Source organism: Limisphaera sp. VF-2 (genome assembly GCF_049537125.1).
GTDB lineage: Bacteria > Verrucomicrobiota > Verrucomicrobiia > Limisphaerales > Limisphaeraceae > Limisphaera.
The window spans coordinates 371,813-392,088 of the sequence record NZ_JBMVQY010000003.1; the positions used below are offsets into that span (position 1 = coordinate 371,813).

Here is a 20,276-nt window from a genome sequence, read left to right on the forward strand (position 1 = left end):
GATCGATCATGCCATCACGAGCGACTGAACGTATTTACTGCGGCAAGATCCGGGAAGTGATCGCGCCGCCCAATCTCATTGAACTGCAGATCACCTCCTACGAGGAGTTCCTGCAGAAGGACGTGCCGCCCCACAAGCGCAAGCCGGTGGGATTGCAGGCCGTGTTCAAGGAGATCTTCCCCATCGAAAGCTACGACGGCAAGTTCGTCCTGGACTTTGAATCGTACGAGATCGGCGAACCCAAGATGGACTGGCTGGAGGCCCTGCGGGAGGGCCTCACCTACGGGGCTCCGCTCTACGTGACCTTCCGCCTGCGCGAGGAGAACAAGAGCGTCAAGGAAGAAAAGGTCTTCATGGGCGAAATCCCGCTCATGACGCCCCAGGGCTCCTTTGTCATCAATGGCGCCGAACGGGTCGTGGTCAGCCAGTTGCACCGGTCCCCGGGGCTGGCTTTCGAGGCCACGCAACATCCCAACGGCAAGACCCTGCACTCCTACCGCATCATTCCGGACCGCGGCTCCTGGTACGAGGCCCAGTTCGACACCAACGATCTGCTCTACGTGTACCTCGACCGCAAGAAGCGGCGTCGCAAGTTCCTCATCACCACCTTCTTCCGTGCCATCAGCTTTCTGGATGCCGAGCCCGCCAAGGGCAGGGACGGGGCCGAGAAAACGCGGGGCACCGACGAGGAGATCCTGCGCCTGTTTTACACCATCCAGGAACTGAGCGTCAAAGAGGCCGAGAAACGCGACGACCTGGCCAACCTGGTCCTGGTCAACGACGTGGTCGATCCGGCCAACAATCTCATCGTGGCCCGCGCCTTCGAACCGCTGTCCAAGGCCGTCCTGAAGCAAATTGCCGAGCTGGGAGTCCAGCGCATCCGGGTGGTCGACACCTCCGTGGACGACGCCATTATCATCAAATGCCTCAAGAAGGACCCGGCACGAAACGAGGAGGAGGCGCTCAAGGATATCTACCGGCGGCTGCGGCCCGGGGACCCGCCCACTCCGGCGAACGCCCGCGCCCTGATCAAGCGCCTGTTCTTCGATCCCAAGCGCTACGATCTGGGCCGCGTGGGTCGCTACAAGATCAACCAGAAGCTCGGCCTCAAGACCGGCGACGTGCGCATCCTCACCAAGGAAGACCTGGTGGCTGCCACCAAGTACCTGCTCCGGCTGCGCAAGGGCGACGGCACCCTGGACGACATTGATCACCTGGGGAGTCGCCGGGTGCGCACGGTGGGCGAGTTGCTGGCCAACCAGTGCCGGGTGGGGCTCTCGCGGACCGAGCGGCTGGTCAAGGAGCGCATGACCTTGTTCGACCAGACGGTCGAACCCATGACGCCCCAGAAGCTGATCAACCCCAAGGCGCTCTCGGCGGTGATCCGCGATTTCTTCGGCCGCAGCCAGCTCAGTCAGTTCATGGACCAGATCAATCCGCTGGCCGAGCTGACGCACAAGCGGCGTCTTTCGGCGCTGGGCCCGGGCGGACTGTCCCGGGATCGCGCCGGCTTCGAGGTGCGGGACGTGCACCCGTCGCACTACGGCCGGATTTGCCCCATCGAAACGCCGGAAGGCCCCAACATCGGGCTCATCGCCTCGCTGGCCACCTTTGCCCGCGTCAACGAGTTCGGCTTCCTCGAAACCCCCTATCGGAAGGTCGAGAAGGGCCGCGTCACCGACAAGATCGAGTATCTCACGGCCGATCGTGAGGAGCAGTTCCTCATTGCGCAGGCCAACACGCCGATCGACGAGAAGGGCCGCTTCCTGCAGGAACGCGTCCTGTGCCGCGCCCGCGGCGAGTTCGTGGACGTGGAGCCCGAGCGGGTCGATTACATGGACGTGTCGCCCAAGCAGCTGGTCTCGGTGGCGGCCAGTCTGATTCCGTTCCTGGAGCACGACGACGCCAACCGCGCCCTGATGGGCTCGAACATGCAGCGCCAGGCGGTGCCGCTGATCGTGACCGAGGCCCCGCTGGTGGCCACCGGCATGGAGGAGCGCGTTGCCCGCGACTCCCATGCCGTGGTCGTCGCCCAGGAATCCGGCCGGGTTGCCGCCGTTTCCGGCAATCAGATCATCGTCACCCGGGACGGCACCCTGCCGGAGGGCAAGCGCAAACTCCGTCACGATCCCGAGAAGGGCATCTGGATCTATCCCATCCGCAAGTTCATGCGGTCCAATGCCGCCACCTGCATCAACCAGAAGATCCTGGTTCGGGTGGGCGACCCGGTGAAGAAGGGGCAGGTGCTGGCCGACGGTCCGTGCACGTGCAACGGCGAACTGGCGCTGGGGCGCAACGTGCTGGTTGCCTTCATGCCCTGGAACGGCTACAACTTTGAGGACGCCATCCTCATCAGCTCCCGGATTGTGAAGGAGGACATCTTCACCTCCATTCACATCGAGGAATTCGAGGTGAGCGCCCGCGACACCAAGCTGGGTCCGGAAGAGATCACGCGCGACATTCCCAACGTCGGCGAGGACGCCCTCAAGAACCTGGGGCCGGATGGCGTGATCCGCATCGGCGCCGAAGTGCGGCCGGGTGACATCCTGGTGGGCAAGATCACGCCCAAATCCGAGACGGAACTGGCGCCGGAGGAGCGTCTGCTCCGGGCCATCTTTGGGGAAAAGGCGGCCGACGTCAAAGACACCTCGCTGCGGGTTCCCTCCGGGACCTACGGGATTGTGATGGACGTGAAGGTCTCCTCCAAGAAGGATCCGGAGAAGGAGACCCCCGTGGAGGACAGCCGCAAACAGGCCAAGCAGATCGAGGAGGAGTACAAGCAAAAGCACGAGGAGCTGAAAGAGCAGCTTACCGAGGCGCTGAGCAACATCCTCCTGGGCGAGAAAATCCCCTTGGATGTCGTCAACAGCGAGACCGGCGAAATCATCATCCCGGCCAACCGCAAGATCACCAAGACCCTGTTGCGGAAACTGGCGCAGGTGTATGATCGCATCGAGATCGATCCCTCGCCCATCCGCAACAAGATCAACGAGATCATCGGCGCCTACAAAAAGAAGTTCGACGACCTGCAGATGCAGTACGACGAGGAACTCGAGCGGCTCGAGTCCGGCGAGGGCCTCGACACCGGCATCATCAAGTCCGTCAAAGTGTACATCGCCTCCAAGCGGAAGCTCTCCGTGGGCGACAAAATGGCCGGCCGTCACGGCAACAAGGGCGTGGTGGCCAAGATCGTTCCCGAGGAAGACATGCCCTTCCTGGCCGACGGCACCCCGGTGGACATCGTGCTGAATCCCCTGGGCGTCCCGTCGCGCATGAACGTGGGGCAGCTCCTGGAGACCCACCTCGGCTGGGCCGCAAAGGTACTCGGCCTCAAATTCGCCACCCCGGTCTTCGACGGCATCAAGGAAAAGGAAATCCGCGAATACCTCCGCCAGGCCGGCGAAAAACAAAAGGCCGCGGGCGAACCGGTTCTGGTCAACGAGGCCGGCAAGGCCATCCTGTACGACGGCCGCACGGGCGAGCCGTTCGACCAGGAGGTCGTCGTCGGCTACATCTACATGATGAAGCTCGGCCACTTGGTGGCGGACAAGATCCATGCCCGGGCCGTGGGGCCGTACTCCCTGGTCACCCAGCAACCGCTGGGGGGCAAGGCCCAGTACGGCGGCCAGCGGTTCGGCGAAATGGAAGTCTGGGCCATGGAAGCCTACGGGGCGGCCTACTCGCTGCAGGAACTGCTCACCGTCAAGTCTGACGACGTGCAGGGGCGTACCCGCGTTTACGAAAGCATTGTCAAGGGCGACAACGTACTGGAGGCCGGCATCCCCGAATCCTTCAACGTGCTGGTGAAGGAGATGCAGGCCCTGGGTCTCGACGTCCGGGTGGGCATCGCCCGACCGATCGAGGCCCCGCCCGAACCGGCCCGGCTTCTGAGCACCCTGTAGAAGTCCGGTTTCGCGAACCCTTTTGCCGCATGCCTGCGATTCGACGCTGCAACCTATGATCAGCTCCAAAGAAAGCGCCCGTGAACTCCTCGGCCTGGACAAGGTCAACCAGGTCGAATACGTGGCCATCTCCATCGCTTCGCCCGAGACCATTCGTTCGTGGTCCAAGGGCGAGGTGAAAAACCCGGAGACCATCAACTACCGCACCTTCAAACCCGAAAAGGGCGGCCTGTTCTGCGAACGCATTTTCGGTCCGGTCAAGGACTGGGAATGCTCGTGCGGCAAGTACAAGCGCATCAAACACCGCGGCGTCGTTTGCGACCGCTGCGGGGTGGAGGTGACGCTGGCGCGCGTCCGGCGCGAACGCATGGGGCACATCGAACTGGCCGTGCCCGTCTGCCACATCTGGTTCTTCAAGTGCATGCCCTCGCGCATCGGGCTGGTCCTCGACATGACCGCCCGGGACCTGGAACGGGTCATCTACTACGAGGACTACCTGGTGGTGGACCCCGGCCAGACGCCCCTCAAACCCAACCAGTTGCTTACCGAACAGGAACTGCGCGAAGCGCGCGAGACCTACGGGGCCGACGCCTTCGTGGCCAAGATGGGTGCCGAGGCCATTCGCGATGCGCTGGCCCGGGTGGACCTGCCCAAGCTCATCGAGGAGCTGCAGCAGAACATGAACGAAACCCGCAGCAAGCAGATCCGCAAGAAACTCGCCAAACGGATCAAGCTCCTGCAGGCCTTCGTTCAGGCCAAGGTCAAGCCGGAGTGGATGGTCCTGACCGTGCTGCCGGTGTTGCCGCCGGATCTGCGGCCGTTGGTGCCCCTGGAGGGTGGCCGGTTCGCCACCTCCGACCTCAACGATCTGTATCGGCGGGTCATCAACCGCAACAACCGCCTCAAGAACCTGCTGCAGCTCAAGACGCCCGAGGTCATCATTCGCAACGAAAAGCGGATGCTGCAGGAGGCGGTGGACGCCCTGTTCGACAACGGCCGACACGGCCGTCCGGTCACGGGCGCCGGCAACCGGCCCCTCAAATCCCTCTCCGACATGCTCAAGGGCAAGAGCGGCCGGTTCCGTCAGAACCTCCTGGGCAAGCGCGTGGACTATTCGGGCCGCTCGGTCATCGTCATCGGGCCCGAGTTGAAACTGCACCAGTGCGGTCTGCCCAAGAAGATGGCCCTGGTCCTCTTCGAGCCGTTCATCATCCGCCGGCTCAAGGAACTGGGCTATGTGCACACGGTTCGCTCCGCCAAGAAGCTCATCGAGCGCCAGACCAAGGAGGTCTGGGACATCCTGGAGGAGGTCACCAAGGGGCATCCGGTCCTGTTGAACCGGGCGCCCACCCTGCACCGCCTTTCGATCCAGGCGTTCGAACCGGTTCTCATCGAGGGCGAGGCCATCCGCATCCATCCGCTGGTCTGCACCGCCTACAACGCCGACTTCGACGGGGACCAGATGGCGGTGCACGTGCCGCTGTCCATTGAGGCCCAGCTGGAGGCCCGGCTCCTGATGATGTCGCCGCTGAACATCTTCGGGCCCTCCAGCGGCAAACCGATCATCACCCCCACCCAGGACATCACCCTGGGCTGCTACTACCTGACGGCCGAACCGCGCACGCCGCGCAAGCCCAACGAACGGCTGCTGCTGTTCGGGTCCAAGGAAGAGGTCCTGTTCGCCCATGCCGAGGGCGACGTGCGCACGCACGACCGCATCCGCCTGGCCAACCCGGACTACGGCCGCCAGACGGTGTACGGCGTGCCCGACAAGAAGATCATCGAGACCACCGTGGGCCGCGTCATTTTCAGCGAGGTCTGGCCGGAGGAGCTCGGCTTCTTCAACAAGGTCGCCGGCAAGAACGAACTCGGGGACCTCATCTGGAACTGCTACAAGGTCTGCGGCCACGAGAAGACGATCCTTGCCCTCGACAAGCTCAAGGAGCTGGGCTTCCGCGAGGCCACCAAGGCCGGCGTCTCCATCGGCATCGACGACATGATCGTGCCGAAGGAGAAGCACCAGCAGATCGAGGAGGCGCTGCGCCAGATCCGCGAGGTGGAAAAACAACACCGTCGCGGCATCATCACCTCGGGCGAGCGTTACAACAAGATCGTGGACATCTGGACCCATGCCACGGACCAGATTTCCGCGGCCCTGATGAAGACGCTCGAGGCCAACCAGGGCAAGCGCGAGTACAACCCGATCTGGCTGATGATGGACTCCGGGGCCCGTGGCAACCGTCAGCAGGTCCGTCAGCTGGCCGGCCTCCGCGGCCTCATGGCCAAGCCGAGCGGCGACATCATCGAAAAGCCCATTCTCTCCAACTTCCGCGAGGGTCTCACCGTGCTGGAGTACTTCATCTCCACCCACGGGGCCCGCAAGGGGTTGGCCGACACCGCGCTCAAGACCGCCGACTCCGGCTATCTGACCCGCAAGCTGGTGGATGTGGCCCAGGACGTGATCATCCGCGAACACGACTGCGGCACCACCAACGGCATCTGGGTGCAGGCCATTTACGAGGGCGAGGACGAGGTCGTGCGGTTGACGGAGCGCATCGTGGGCCGGGTGGCCTGCGAGGACATCCCCAACCCGTCGAATCCCAAGGAGTTCCTGGTCCGGGCCAACGAGGAGATCGACGAGGACAAGGCCCTGGCCATCGAACAGGCCGGCATTGAACGGGTGAAGATTCGCTCGCCCCTGACCTGCGAGACCAAGCGCGGGCTTTGCCAGCTCTGCTACGGCCGGAATCTGGCCACGGGCAAAATGGTGGGCCTGGGCGAGGCCGTCGGCATCATCGCCGCCCAGTCCATCGGCGAGCCGGGTACGCAGCTGACCATGCGCACCTTCCACATCGGGGGTGTGGCCGCCGGCACCTTCAAACAGCCGATCATCAAGGCCAAGTCCGACGGCATCGTGCAGTACCAGGACATCCGGTACGTGACGCTGCAGGACGGCAACAACATCGTCCTGAACAAGAACGGCTCCCTGGTGGTGGTGGACGAGACGGGTCGGGAACTCGAGACCCATTCCATCGTCATTGGCGCCGTCATCATGGTCCCGCCCGGCGGACGCGTCCGCAAGGGCCAGACCCTCGCCCAGTGGGACCCGCACAACGTGCCCATCCTCTCGGAGAAGGCCGGGCGCGTGAAGTTCCACGACATCATCGAGGGCGTGACCATGAAGTACGAGGTGGACGAAACCACCGGTCAGGAGGCCATGGTCATCATCGAGCACAAGGAGGACCTGCATCCCCAGATCCTCGTGCTCGACGAGCGCGGGGAACCGGTGGCCAGTTACGGGATTCCCGCCGACGCCCACATCGTGGTGGAGGAGGGCGACGAAATCGTGGCCGGGTCGCTGCTGGCCAAGACGCCCCGGAAACAGGCCAAGACCAAGGACATCACCGGCGGTCTGCCGCGGGTGGCCGAGCTGTTCGAGGCTCGTCGGCCCAAGGACGCCGCCGAGATCTCCAAGATTGACGGGATCGTGGAGTTCGGTCCCAGCGTCCGGGGCAAACGTTCCATCATCATCCGGGATCCCAAGACCGGGTTGACCGAGGAACACCTGATTCCCATTGGCAAGCACATCATCGTTTTCAAGGGCGACATGGTGAAGAAGGGCCAGCAGCTGACCGAGGGTCCGCTGGACCCGCACGAGATTCTCGAGGTGTGCGGGCCCCAGGAGCTGCAGGAGCACCTCGTCAACGAGGTCCAGGAGGTCTACCGGCTCCAGGGCGTGACCATCAACGACAAGCACATCGAGATCATCGTGCGGCAGATGCTCCGCAAGGTGCGCATCACCGAACCGGGCGACACCCAGTTCCTCTGGGGCGAACAGGTGGACAAGATCGAGTTCGAAGAGGAGAACGCCCGGGTCGAGAAGATGGGCGGCAAACCGGCGGAGGCGCAACCGGTGCTGCTGGGCATCACCAAGGCGTCGCTGGAGACGGAGAGCTTCCTCAGTGCGGCCTCGTTCCAGGACACCACCCGGGTCCTGACCGATGCCGCCACCCGCTCCAAGGTCGATTACCTGCGCGGGTTCAAGGAAAACGTCATCATGGGCCACATCATCCCGGCCGGCACCGGCTTCGAGCGCTACCGCAAGGTCCGGGTCAAGCCGCTGGTGGAGGTGGCCGAGGAGCCGGCGCCCGCGGCGCCCAACGCACTGGAGGAGGCGCTGCTGTCCGACGAGAATGCCAATTCGACGGCCACGCCCGAGACGGCGGGCGAGACCGCCTCGGCCCCGGCCGGCAGCAGCAGCACTTAGGAGTTGTCAAACCGGGGCGCGCTGCCCTATCTTGCGCGCTCCTTCGGGCCGCCGGCTTCGCCGGTCGGGTCCATCCGATTGGGAACGCAAACATGCCGACGATCAATCAGCTGGTCCGCAAGGGCCGCAGAAAACTGAAGGCCAAGAGCAAGGCCCCGGCCTTGCAGGGAGCGCCCTTTCGTCGCGGCGTCTGCATTCAGGTCATGACCCGCACCCCCAAGAAGCCCAATTCGGCCATGCGCAAGGTGGCCAAGGTGCGGCTGACCAACGGGTACGAGGTCATCGCCTACATTCCGGACGAGGGCCACAATCTGCAGGAACACTCGATCGTTTTGGTGCGCGGGGGCCGCGTCAAGGACCTGCCCGGCGTGCGTTATCACATCGTTCGGGGCGTCTTGGACGCCGCCGGTGTGGAGAAACGTCGTGTCAGCCGCTCCAAATACGGGGTCAAACGCCCGAAAGCGGGCGCCAAACCCGCCGCGGCAGCCTCTTGATCCTGCGGCCGTGTCGCACGTTTAACCTGTCGTTTCACTCATGTCCCGACGTCGACGAGCCATCAAACGTCCGATCCCTCCGGATCCCCGGTACAACAGCACGCTGGTCATGCGCCTGGTCAACACGGTGATGCGCCGGGGCAAGAAGAGCCTCGCCATGCGCATCGTGTACAGCGCGCTGGAAAAAATCGCCGAGAAAACCGGCAACACCAATCCCCTGGACGTGCTGCAGCGGGCGGTGGAAAACGCCAAACCTCGCATTGAAACCAAGGCCCGTCGGGTGGGCGGCGCCACCTATCAGGTGCCCATGGAAGTGCCGCCGGACCGTCAGCTTTCCCTGGCGCTGCGCTGGATCGTGGGCTTCGCCGATGCCCGAAAGGGCATCCCCATGAAGGACGCCCTGGCGGCCGAAATCCTGGACGCCTACCAGGGCCAGGGCAGCGCCATCCGCAAACGTGACGAGGTCCACAAGATGGCTCAGGCCAACCGGGCCTTCGCACACTTCCGCTGGTAAGAAACCGGAATTCCACGCCCCGACGGCTGCCCGGCTGACCGGGGCGTTTTTATTGTCCCTTTGTGCCCATGCAACCGACTGTCGCCATGGAGAAGCCTGATCAATCCAGACTGCCCGTCAATTCGCCGGACCGTCCGTATCCCATGGAACGGACGCGCAACATCGGCATTGCCGCGCACATTGACGCCGGCAAAACCACCACCACCGAACGGATCCTGTTTTACACCGGGCTCATCCACCGGATGGGTGACGTGGACGACGGCAACACCGTCACCGACTGGATGGAGCAGGAACGCGAGCGCGGCATCACCATCACCTCCGCCGCCACCACCTGTTACTGGACGCCCAAGCAGGACGGACTGGTCAAGCTCTTTACCGGCATCCCCCACCGCATCAACATCATCGACACTCCCGGTCACGTGGACTTCACCGCCGAGGTGGAGCGGTCCATGCGCGTGCTTGACGGCGCCATCGCCGTCTTCTGCGGGGTGGCCGGAGTCCAGCCCCAGTCCGAAACCGTCTGGCGCCAGGCCACCAAGTACCGTGTGCCGCGCATCGCCTTCGTCAACAAAATGGACCGGGTGGGGGCCAACTTCGAAAAGGCCGTGGATGAAATGCGCCGCAAACTGGGGGCCTACGCCTGGCCGGTGGTGCTGCCCCTGGGCCGCGAAGATCAGTTGCGCGGCGTCATCGACGTCATCAATCAAAAGGCCCTGATCTACGACCCGGAAGACGAGAACGGCCTGCGTTTCGAGATCACTGACATTCCCCCGGAGGAACGGGATCGTGCCCGGCAGGCGCTGGCGGAACTGATCGACGCCGTGGCCAACAAGGACGACCGGATCGCCGAGCTGGTCATCGAAGACAAACCGGTCCCTCCCGACGTGCTGAAGGCGGCCATCCGTCGCCTGACCTGCGCACTGGAGATGGTCCCGGTGCTGGCCGGTTCGGCCTTCCGCAAACGCGGCGTTCAGCCACTGATCGAAGCGGTGGTGGATTACCTGCCGTCGCCTCTGGACATTCCGCCTGCGGTGGGCTGGAAACCCGGCACGGAAGAACGCGTCGAAGTGCCGGCGTCCGATTTCGGCCCGTTCTGTTCCCTGGCCTTCAAGCTCTGGAGCGACCCCTATGTGGGCAAACTGGTGTTCTTCCGCGTCTACAGCGGCCAGCTCAAGAAGGGCGACATCATCTACAACCCGCGCACCGGCAAGCGCGAGCGCGTCAGCCGCGTCATGATGGTCCAGGCGGACAAACGCATCGACGTTGAGCGCGTGTTTGCCGGGGACATTGCCGCCCTGGTGGGCCTGCGCAACATCACCACCGGCGATACCCTTTGCGATGAGAAGTTCGAGGTGATCCTGGAGCCGCCCACCTTCCCTGAACCCGTCATCAGCATGGCCATCGAGCCCAAAACCAAGGGCGATCGCGACCGCCTCAGCGAAGGTCTGCAACGTCTGGCCGAAGAAGACCCCACCTTCCGCGTCTTCACCAACGAGGAAACCGGCCAGCTCATCATCGCCGGCATGGGCGAGTTGCACCTGGAGATCATTCGCGACCGGTTGTTCCGCGAGTTCAAGGTCGAGGCCACGGCAGGTGCGCCCCAGATTGCCTACCGGGAGACCATTACCACGCCGGCCAGTGGCGAGGGCAAATTCATCCGGCAAACCGGCGGCCGCGGCCAGTACGGTCACGTCATCATCGAAATCGCGCCCAACGAGCGCGGCAAGGGCATCGAAATCGAGAACAAAATCGTGGGCGGTGTCATTCCCAAGGAGTACATCCCCGCGGTCATTGACGGTTTGCATGAAGGCATCCAGGGCGGTGTGCTGGCCGGCTATCCGCTGGTGGACCTGAAGATTGCCATCGTGGATGGCTCCTTCCACGAAGTGGACTCCAGCGAGCTGGCCTTCAAGATGGCCGGCATCTTTGCCCTGAAAGACGCCTGCAAAAAGGCCAATGTCATCATCCTCGAACCTGTCATGAAGGTGGAGGTCACCACCCCCGACGAGTATCAGGGCGACATCATGGGCGACCTCAACCGCCGTCGTGGTCGCATTACGGGCATCGAAGCCAAGGACACCGCCATGGTGATCTCCGCGGAGGTTCCGCTGGCCGAGATGTTTGGCTACGCCACGGCGATCCGTTCGCTGTCGAAGGGCCGGGCTTCCTACTCCATGGAGCCGCTCCGGTTCGAACCGGTTCCGAGCAGCATCTTGGAGAAGATCCTGGACATGACCAAGGACCGCCCGGCGGCCCGCACCTGAGCCTGCGAGCGCGCCCGGCACCTGGTTTTCGGGGGGCCTGCTCTCCAGACATCCTCGACCGGTGGCTTTACCGGGCCGCCGCGGCTTGCTGCTGCGCGTGGTTCGGGCTGCTTTGTGGCACGCTGGGGCCTTCCCGGCGATCTGGAGAGCACGCCCGGACCGCGGGCTGAGGCGTGGCACAAATCTCCCCGGCTGCCCCTTTGCGGGCTTCCAGCCCGAAGTAGCTGCAGGGAAAAAGCCCGCAGATCACACAAAACACTCAGAACCTGTCCAGTAGCCGCCGACAGAGATGGGCGAAACCCGAGTTGGTATTTACCGACGAAAGTCGAGGGCACCAGCCCACAAATCGCCGCCGGGCTGCGGTTCCCGGATTCGGGGACGCAGGTGCGGGTTCGGAATCTCCGGTTCGCCGTCTGTCGGCGGCGGCTGCCAAACGTGCCGGGGCGCAGCTTTCCCAAACCGCCATGGCGCGGGCTTCCAGCCTGCGGCCATCACGGGTCCCTGGTCGGATCCTCGATCTCGAACGGCGGCCAGATTCAGGGTCCCCGCGGCGTCCGTAACCTCTGCACCGTGGTGGTTCCACATGCTTTCCCGGGCGCTCCCAGACCGGGAGGTGTCGCGCACCGGCAGAGCAGAGACCTGCGCGGCAACGAAAGCGCACGAAACCCGGGATCCAAGAAACGCGCAACCGGCTCCCTGCTTTTCCGGGCACTGGACCTCCACGCCAGGCGCGAACGTTCCACGCCGCGACGAGTCTTTCTGAACCAAGCCGCAGGACGACGTGCCGTCTGTACTGTTCAGCGTGTATGGAAGGCCCGGCAAGTCCAACGAACGGAAGGCTCTCCGGACCGTTCCTGCCGGGGCGGGTGTCCATTTTTCGATTCACAGTGGGCCGGTCGGCCGGCTACAGTGACGGTGCCGTCGCGGGACGCGGTGGGTTCGCCGCCGCTGCGGCTGCGTGTCTATGAATTGGCTGGAGTCGGCACTGGAACTGGCCGGTCCATGGTGGTGGGGGCTCTGTGTTGCCCTGGGCGCCTATGCCCTCGGCTGTGTGGCCGGCGGGTATTACTTGGTTCGGTGGACGACCGGTCTGGACATGCGCCGGGTGGGGAGCGGCAGCGTGGGCGCCCGCAATGTCAGTACTGTGTTGGGCGCCAAGGGGTTCGTGGCCACCTTGGTGTGGGACGTGGCGAAGGGCGCCCTGGCGGTGTGGGCGGCCGGGCGGCTGACCGGCGATTCCAGAATGGAGGCGCTGGCCTGGGTGGCCGTGGTGGCCGGACACCTGTGGCCCGCACAGCTCGGCTTCCGCGGCGGCAAGGGCGTGGCCACATCGCTGGGCGGACTGTTGTTTTACGATGCGCAATTGTTGTTGGCGTTGGGGTTGCTCTTTTTGCCCCCTTGGGCCCTGTTGCGGCGGACGATTCTGCCCGGCATGATTGCGTACGCGTTGCTGCCGGGGGCCGGTTGGTTTTTGGATCACGGTCCCGTCAAGGTGGCCGTGGTCGCGGTGGTGTCGGCCCTGGTCTTGTTTGCCCATCGCCGGAACCTGGTCGAGGAATGGACCGCGCTGGGGTGGCGACCCCGTCCGGCTCCGGAACCCGACAAATCGTGAGGCGTACCTATGACCGAGCATCAACCCCTGGTCTTTAAATTCGCTTCCGAGGATTGGGAATTTGAGGCCATCCACCGGCTGAACTATCAGACGTTCGTGGAGGAGATCCCGCAGCACGAACGCTCCCCATCCCAGCGGCTGGTGGACAAGTTCCATCACGAAAACACCTATCTGATTTGCTTGTGCGGACGGCAGTTGGCCGGGATGCTGGCTGTGCGGGGGAACCGCCCGTTCTCCCTGGATCAGAAGCTGCCCAACTTGGACAGCTACCTGCCGCCCGGCCGCCGGATCTGCGAGGTGCGTTTGCTGGCCATCGACAAAAAGTTCCGGGGCACTCGGGGCGGTCAGATCCTGGCGGGTATGCTGGCGTTGCTCTGGCAGCACGGGATCGAAAAGGGTTACGACCTGGCCATCATTTCCGGCACCACCCGGCAGCGGAAACTCTATCAACACCTGGGCTTTGTGCCCTTCGGACCCCTGGTGGGCTCTGGCGAGGCCCAGTTCCAGCCCATGTACATCACGCTGGAGACCTTCGAAGTGCGCGCCCGGGAGTTTTTGCGGAACGCACCTGCGCGGTCGTTCCATCCCTCGGCCGCCAACTTCCTGCCCGGCCCGGTGGCGGTCCGACGCGAGGTCCGGCGGGCGTTTGAACAGGCACCGGAATCGCATCGCAGTCCGGTGTTCATGATGGATTTTCAGGCAGCGCGCCGGTGTCTGTGCGAGCTGACCGGGGCGGCCCACTGCCAGTTGATGGTCGGGTCGGGGACCCTGGCCAATGACGCAGTTGCCGCGCAATTGAGCCTGGAGGGCGGCCGGGGGCTGGTGCTCAGCAATGGCGAATTCGGGACGCGTCTCGTGGATCACGCGCGTCGTTGGGGGCTGGCCTTTGAATCCTGCGAGTTTGAATGGGGTGCGGCCCTGGATCTGGCGGAGGTTCGTCGGCGACTCGAACGGGCGCCGGGCTTCCAGTGGCTCTGGGCGGTGCATTGCGAGACCTCCACGGGCGTGCTGAACGATCTGGAAGCGCTGAAAGCCCTGGCGGCGGAGTTCGGTCTCAAGCTGTGCCTGGACTGCATCAGCTCGTTGGGCACCGTGCCGGTGAACCTTCAGGGGGTTTACCTGGCCACGGGCGCCAGCGGCAAGGGACTGCGCGGTTATCCGGGCCTCTGCATGGTGTTCCATCATCACGAACTGGCGCCGGCCCCGGACCGATTGCCGCGCTACCTCGACCTCGGCTACTACGCGAGTCAGCACGGCGTGCCGTTTACCTTCTCTTCCAACCTGTTGCATGCCCTGCACGCGGCCATCCGGCACGTGGATTGGGATCGACGGTTTGCCACTGTGGCCGAGTTGGGCGCCGAATTGCGCCAGCGGTTGCGCGAAGCCGGGTTCCGCGTCCTGGCTGCGGAAAACGTCGCCGCGCCCGCGGTGGTGACGGTGGTGCTGCCGCCCGAACAGTCCTCCGTGGAACTGGGGCAGCGCATGGAGGAAAACGGATTCCTCCTCAGCTACAACAGCGAGTACCTGCGCAAACGAAACTGGATCCAGATCGCTCTGATGGGCGAGTGCACGCGGGAGAAGATGCTTGCTCTCGTCAACGTGTTGAAGCGGGTCGCCGGCCGCCAACCGGTCCGGGCCGAGGCCACGGCCGCGACGGTTTAGCCCCCGGCAGCGCGGGGCCCGCGCAGCGTTCGCCTGCGGAACAAACAGCTGCTGGTTTCCACCGCGCCCCTGGAAACTGTCGGCTCGGCGGTTCCGACGGTTGGTGCAGCGGCGCCTTGTCGCAGGGTTTCAGGTTGTGTCGAGCGACGGCGCCCGGGGTTGGGATCGGCTGCGGCAAGATGCCTTCCCGACCCTGGCAGTTTGGACCGCTGGCCCAATGGTCCGGGCGGTGCGCGCCTTTTGCCCTGCCGTGGGTTTTGCCTCCACGGGGCGCGGAAGGTACCAGCGGGGCAGCGTCTCGGGCAACCGGACGGTCTCGCTGCTGGATGAATGGTGGCGTTTCCGGCGCGCCCCATGTTGCCACGTCGGGGCGAGACCTCGCCAGCCCAGGACAACGTCCCAAGCAGCGGAAAACCCCGATCCATCCCGCCCGGAGGGGCGGAACTCGGTGGGAGGACGTCCGGCCCCCGGATGAGGGGCCTTGGGTTGCGCCTTCTCAGGGCGCGGTGGGGTCTGGGGGACCAAGTTCCCGCGGCGTTGCTCCGGGCTGACGGACGGGACGCGCCGTCGGCGTGGACGGTCCCGTGCGATTCGTGGACAGCAGAAGACGTTCGGAGCCCGCTCCTGCCCCCGCGGTGGCCTGCAGGGTTTGATGATCGATCCCGGGACTCTCGCGCGACCGGTGCTCCGGTACCATCGAGAGAGCCGGAGACTTCGAGATCTCGCAGCTCCGATGAGGCCCCGAGATCAAAGCTTCTGTTTCGCAGCGGAGCCTTCGAACGGCCCCGCATTCACGCGGACCGGGTCAGCAGCTCGCTGACCATGGCCCGCTCTTCCTTCAGTTCATTCACGCTGGCCTCGATCTTGGCGCGGCTGAAATCGTTGAGCTTGAGGTCGGGCACGATGTGCCAGGACCGGCCATCCGAACGGACGGGGAAGGAACAGATCAGACCGGGCTCGATTCCGTAGCTGCCATCGCTGCAAACGGCCACGCTGTGCCAGTCATCGCCCGGGGTGGGACGGATGAGGGATCGCACCGTGTCCAGCACCGCGTTGGCGGCGCTGGCAGCGCTGGAGGCCCCGCGGGCCTTGATGACGGCAGCCCCGCGTTGCTGGACCGTGGTCAGAAAGTCCTTTTCCAACCATTCCCGATGACTGATGACCTCGGGCACGGGCCGCCCGTGAATCCGGGCATTGAAAAAGTCCGGGAACATGGTGGGGCTGTGGTTGCCCCAGACGGCCATGTGCGTCACGGCGCTGACCTCCTCACCCGCCTTGCGCGCCAGTTGGGCCTTGGCGCGGTTTTCATCCAGGCGTGTCATCGCAAAGAAACGGTCCCGCGGCACCCCTGCGGCATGATGCATGCAGATCAGGCAGTTGGTGTTGCAGGGGTTGCCGACCACCAGCACGCGGACGTCGGCCGCCGCTCGACGTGCGATGGCCTGGCCCTGGCCCACGAAGATCTTGCCGTTGATGCCCAGCAAATCCTTGCGTTCCATGCCGGCCTTGCGGGGCACACTGCCCACCAGGAGGGCCCAGTTCACATCGCGGAAACCCTCGTCCAGGCTGGCCGTGGGCACCACCCCTTTCAAGAGTGGGAAGGCGCAGTCCTCCAACTCCATGACCACACCCTGAAGGGCGGGCAACGCCGGCTCGATCTCGATGAGATGCAAAATGACCGGTTGGTCCGGCCCGAACATTTCTCCAGCGGCGATGCGGAAGACCAGGGCATACCCGATTTGGCCGGCCGCGCCGGTGACGGCAACACGCAAGGGCGATTTCATCATAGGCATCAGTTCCCGGGGCGGCAGTATAGGGGGGCGATCCGTTCGGGCAAGCGCTTCTCCCGGAAACATCGGCATGCCCGGGGTTCCTCCGGCTCCCGACCGTGCCGAGGTCGCCCGTGTCGAAATGAAGCCGACCCGCGCAGGACTTTGGGAATCGACGCGAGCAGAGCCCGGGCGGGTCAAAGATCTTGTGCGCGTGAGGCACAGCAACCAACGGGAAGCCTCGCCCCGGACAGTTGCTTCATGGGAGAAGCCAGGAGCATGCGAGACGAAACCGCTCCGGTGCCGGAGCCGCAACCAAACCCTGCGGGGGAATGGCGGGGGACGTTCTTTCCCTTCCCGAAGGCGCCGTGCCCCTGGCACCGTCTGCAAAGTTGAGCGGCCGGGATCGCCCTGTCCGATACGAGCTGCTGCGTGTGCGATTCGAGCCCGCGCGCGCGTGGGGGTCCGCGGGAAGACGTTTCGCCTCGAGGTTCCCGTTTGGCGAAATCCGCTGGTTGTTCTGCGTACCCAGTGCGACATCGCCGGCGATGTTCCTGCTGCGGCAAAGCGCGTTGTCTTGAAGCTTTGCTCGAAGAACCTGCGCGGCCCATTTGCAGGGTCCGCGCGGTCCCTGGGACCGTTCTGACAGCGGAGGTTCGCTGTCTTGTCGGTTGCCTGCGTGCCGCCTGCCCGGCATTTTGCTCCCTGCCCATGAACCTGCGCGCGATTTCATCCCTGTTCGCGCTGCCCGCTGTGGTGCTGATGATCCCGGCTGCATGGATCAACGCGTACGCGCAGGCCGGCGATGTTCGCTCGTCTTTTGGCCCGCGGCCGTTGGCGGATCTCTCGAGCTGGCGTTTGGAAGGCGGGTCGGGCGCACACGTCGAGGATCCCGTGGTTGGCCGACCGGTCCTCATGGTGGAAGGAAAAGGAGAGGGGGGCGGGTTCGTGATATGGACGCGTGCGCTCGAGGGGCTTCAGCCCGGTGGCCTCTACCAGTTTCAATTCCGCGCGCGTCGCGATGCCGGCACTCATGGAGGGTGCGTGGTAGCCGGTCCCCGGAGCGTAAACCGCGATTTCCAGGTTTCTCCGGAATGGGAATCGTACCGGTTCCGTTTCCGGGTTCCGGATGGGCCCGCGGCCGGACCGCTTCGCCTGGGCGTGTGGGAAACCACGGGCCGCGTGTTTTTCGAGCAGCCGCAGCTGCGCCGATTGCAAGTGCTCCACGAGCCGACCTGGTTGGGACAGGGGGAATGGGTGGACGCGACCGGCTACCATTTCGAACCGGCCTATGACCAGGTGGGGGCCAATTACCACCGGCCCCTGGAATTCTGCAGTGCCGCATTCAACACCGATCGCTGGGTGTTTTCGGGCCCCGGCGAAGTGGTCTATCGGTTCGACGCACCGCCGGGTCAGCGCCAGACGGCAGGTCGGGTTTCGGTCGAAATCAACTATCATCAGGAGGGCCGGCTGGTGATCGAGGCGGCGACAGAAGTCCAGACGTGGACCCCCGTTGGCCATCTGGATCGTGACCGGCGCAGCGACACGTTCGCCCTGCCCACTGCGATGTTTCCCGCTACCACTGTGCGCATTCGGTTGCGCACGCTGGCTTCGGATGCCTTTCTCCAGGTCCACCGATTCGGGTACCAAGCGGCGTTGGATCCGCCCGTGGGGAAGCCCCGCACAGGCCGGACGCATTGGATCCTGCTGGACGAGGCGGCCTGGCCCGTCCATGTGTCCCTGGTTTCGTTGGGTGCGGGGACCTCGGCCGGGGAAATCCGCGCAAGTGTCGCCGTGCAGAATCCCGGGCCGGCCGCGGGGTCCGTCCGCGCGCGATTCGGGTCCGGCTCGGCCGTCACCGGGACGGATTGGATGACGATCCCTCCGGGCCACACCGTGACTTGCACGGTTGCGACAGTGGTCATGGAACCGGGTCAACATTTGCTGCCGTTGCAGGTGGAAGATCCGCAGGGGGAGTTGCAGGCTCGGGCGGATGTGGAATGGACGTTGGGGTGGCTGGAGGATCCCCGGCCGGGTGTCCCTCTGGCCGCCACAGGGCCCTTGGATCTCTGGTGGTGCGAAAGCGGCTGGAAGATCGGTCGGGACCGGCTCCCGCCCACGGGGCCGGTGCGACCCGTGCAGGTTGCTCTGGCGCGCGGGGAGTATGAGCCGGTGCAACTGGTGCTGCGGCCCCGGCAGTCCATGGTGTTGCAACGCGTCCTCGTTGCACCCATGCGCTCATCTGAAAGCGGTGCGCTGGAGCAATTGCTTCACCGGATTCACGAGGTCGCGTATGTGAAGGTTCACCGGCCCACCGACGCCGCCAGTCAGGCGGGCGAGTATCCGGATCCGTTGCCGCCCCTGAGCCTGCCGCTGGCTCTGGAGGCGGGTCGGAACCAGCCGCTCTGGCTCACGTTTTACGCCCCGGCAGGCACCCCGGCCGGCTTGTGGCGCGGTGCGCTTTCCCTGGTCTTCGACCATGGCGCCGTGGAGGTGCCCTTGGAGGTTCGTGTGTACGACTTCGCCCTGCCGCGGCCCGCCAGGTTGCGCAGCGCTTTTGGACTCAACCCGCACCGCATTGCACGGTACCACGGTTTGACCAACGCAGCCGACCGGGCGCAGGTGTACGAGCTGTACCTGCAGGACTTTGCCGAACACCGCGTCAGTCCCTATTCCTTCTTTCACGGCTCGGAAATCGCCCTGCGATTCGAGGGGCCACCGGCAGACCGGCGGCCCGTGCTCGACTTCCAGGCCTTCGATCGAGCGGCGCAGCGCTGGCTGGATTCGGGCGCATTCAACTCCTTTTTGCTGCCGCTGGAGGGCATGGGCGGCGGGACCTTCCACAGCCGTCATCCGGGTCGACTGGACGGGCACCTCGAAGGCACCCCCGAGCATGAACGGCTGTTCCGGGATTACGTGGCACAGGTCGAGCGGCACCTGCGCGAGCGCGGCTGGCTGGATCGTGCCTACACCTACTGGTTCGACGAACCGGAGCCCAAGGACTATGAGTTTGTCGTGCAGGGCATGCGACGCATCCGGGCGGCCGCCCCGGGCCTGCGGCGCATGCTGACCGAACCGCCGGAGCCCGAACTGCTCGGTCACGTGGACATCTGGTGCGCCCTGACACCCGAGTGGACGCCCGCCAGAGTGGCCGAGCGGCGCGCCGCCGGGGAGGAGGTGTGGTGGTATCTCTGCACGGCACCCCGCGCGCCCTACTTGGGGTTGTTCATCGATCATCCCGGCACGGCTCTTCGACTGTGGGCCTGGCAAAGCTGGCAATTCGGCGTGCAGGGCATCCTCGTCTGGGAGACCACCTACTGGACCAGCCCCACGGCGTTCCCGGACCGCCTTCAGAACCCTTGGGATGACCCCATGAGCTACCTCAGCGGGTACGGGCATCCTCCCGGAACGCGCATCCCTTGGGGCAACGGGGATGGGCGGTTCCTTTACCCGCCGCGGCGCGACCCCAATCAACCCGGCCCACCGGTCATCCAGGGCCCCATCCCTTCCCTGCGATGGGAGAACCTGCGGGATGGCATCGAGGATTATGATTATTTCTGGCTGCTGCAGCAGGAAATCCAGCGGGTGGAACAACTGGGGGATGCCCGTGCTCGTGCGGCAGCACGCACCGCGCGCCGGCTGCTGGAAATCCCGGAAAGCATTTCGCGCGACCAAACCCGCTTCACCACGGATCCCCGTTTGCTGCTGCAACACCGCGGCGCGGTGGCACGCGCCATCGAACGGCTGCAGCGGCGGCGGTGAACCCTTGGCCCGAAGGCGCGCCGACAGGGG

The 20,276-nt window shown here is 64.8% G+C and carries 9 protein-coding genes; 8 read left to right on the forward strand and 1 reads right to left on the reverse strand.

Going from position 1 to position 20,276, the window contains the following annotated elements; translation table 11 throughout:
* Positions 1-8: 8 nt before the first annotated feature.
* The 7 genes from rpoB to ACPDIT_RS11500 all read left to right on the forward strand — a co-directional run bounded on the left by rpoB (position 9) and on the right by ACPDIT_RS11500 (position 14,715).
* Positions 9-3,902 carry a DNA-directed RNA polymerase subunit beta gene (rpoB, locus tag ACPDIT_RS11470; RefSeq protein ID WP_423443601.1) on the forward strand — a complete coding sequence of 1,298 codons (3,894 nt, stop codon included), beginning with the start codon at positions 9-11 and terminating at the stop codon, positions 3,900-3,902.
* Between the two features lie 55 nt (positions 3,903-3,957).
* Positions 3,958-8,169, forward strand: coding sequence for a DNA-directed RNA polymerase subunit beta' (rpoC, locus tag ACPDIT_RS11475; RefSeq protein ID WP_423443603.1), 4,212 nt, complete (start codon positions 3,958-3,960; stop codon positions 8,167-8,169).
* A 92-nt stretch (positions 8,170-8,261) separates the two neighbouring features.
* Positions 8,262-8,663 carry a 30S ribosomal protein S12 gene (gene rpsL / locus ACPDIT_RS11480; protein ID WP_423443605.1) on the forward strand — a complete coding sequence of 134 codons (402 nt, stop codon included), beginning with the start codon at positions 8,262-8,264 and terminating at the stop codon, positions 8,661-8,663.
* A 40-nt stretch (positions 8,664-8,703) separates the two neighbouring features.
* Complete coding sequence (gene rpsG / locus ACPDIT_RS11485; protein WP_423443606.1) at positions 8,704-9,177, forward strand: 30S ribosomal protein S7; 474 nt, start codon at positions 8,704-8,706, stop codon at positions 9,175-9,177.
* Positions 9,178-9,263: 86 nt separating this feature from the next.
* On the forward strand, positions 9,264-11,441 hold the full coding sequence (fusA, locus tag ACPDIT_RS11490; protein WP_423443608.1) for an elongation factor G: 2,178 nt from the start codon (positions 9,264-9,266) through the stop codon (positions 11,439-11,441).
* A 964-nt stretch (positions 11,442-12,405) separates the two neighbouring features.
* Positions 12,406-13,053, forward strand: a complete 648-nt coding sequence (locus ACPDIT_RS11495; RefSeq protein WP_423443610.1) for a glycerol-3-phosphate acyltransferase — start codon at positions 12,406-12,408, stop codon at positions 13,051-13,053.
* Between the two features lie 9 nt (positions 13,054-13,062).
* Positions 13,063-14,715 carry an aminotransferase class V-fold PLP-dependent enzyme gene (locus ACPDIT_RS11500; protein WP_423443612.1) on the forward strand — a complete coding sequence of 551 codons (1,653 nt, stop codon included), beginning with the start codon at positions 13,063-13,065 and terminating at the stop codon, positions 14,713-14,715.
* Between the two features lie 791 nt (positions 14,716-15,506).
* Here the strand turns inward: ACPDIT_RS11500 and ACPDIT_RS11505 are convergent.
* Positions 15,507-16,499 carry a malate dehydrogenase gene (locus tag ACPDIT_RS11505; protein ID WP_423443826.1) on the reverse strand — a complete coding sequence of 331 codons (993 nt, stop codon included), beginning with the start codon at positions 16,497-16,499 and terminating at the stop codon, positions 15,507-15,509.
* A gap of 696 nt (positions 16,500-17,195) precedes the next feature.
* On the opposite strand from ACPDIT_RS11505, the gene ACPDIT_RS11510 reads away from it, so the two are divergent.
* Positions 17,196-20,246, forward strand: coding sequence for a DUF4091 domain-containing protein (locus tag ACPDIT_RS11510; protein ID WP_423443614.1), 3,051 nt, complete (start codon positions 17,196-17,198; stop codon positions 20,244-20,246).
* Positions 20,247-20,276: the final 30 nt, after the last annotated feature.

Coding starts and splice junctions, on each gene's coding strand:
- ACPDIT_RS11495 (WP_423443610.1), top strand. CDS start 12,406: ATGAATTGGCTGGAGTCGGCACTGGAACTGGCCGGTCCATGGTGGTGG.
- rpsL (WP_423443605.1), top strand. CDS start 8,262: ATGCCGACGATCAATCAGCTGGTCCGCAAGGGCCGCAGAAAACTGAAG.
- ACPDIT_RS11500 (WP_423443612.1), top strand. CDS start 13,063: ATGACCGAGCATCAACCCCTGGTCTTTAAATTCGCTTCCGAGGATTGG.
- rpoC (WP_423443603.1), top strand. CDS start 3,958: ATGATCAGCTCCAAAGAAAGCGCCCGTGAACTCCTCGGCCTGGACAAG.
- ACPDIT_RS11505 (WP_423443826.1), bottom strand. CDS start 16,499: ATGAAATCGCCCTTGCGTGTTGCCGTCACCGGCGCGGCCGGCCAAATC.
- fusA (WP_423443608.1), top strand. CDS start 9,264: ATGGAGAAGCCTGATCAATCCAGACTGCCCGTCAATTCGCCGGACCGT.
- rpsG (WP_423443606.1), top strand. CDS start 8,704: ATGTCCCGACGTCGACGAGCCATCAAACGTCCGATCCCTCCGGATCCC.
- rpoB (WP_423443601.1), top strand. CDS start 9: ATGCCATCACGAGCGACTGAACGTATTTACTGCGGCAAGATCCGGGAA.
- ACPDIT_RS11510 (WP_423443614.1), top strand. CDS start 17,196: ATGAACCTGCGCGCGATTTCATCCCTGTTCGCGCTGCCCGCTGTGGTG.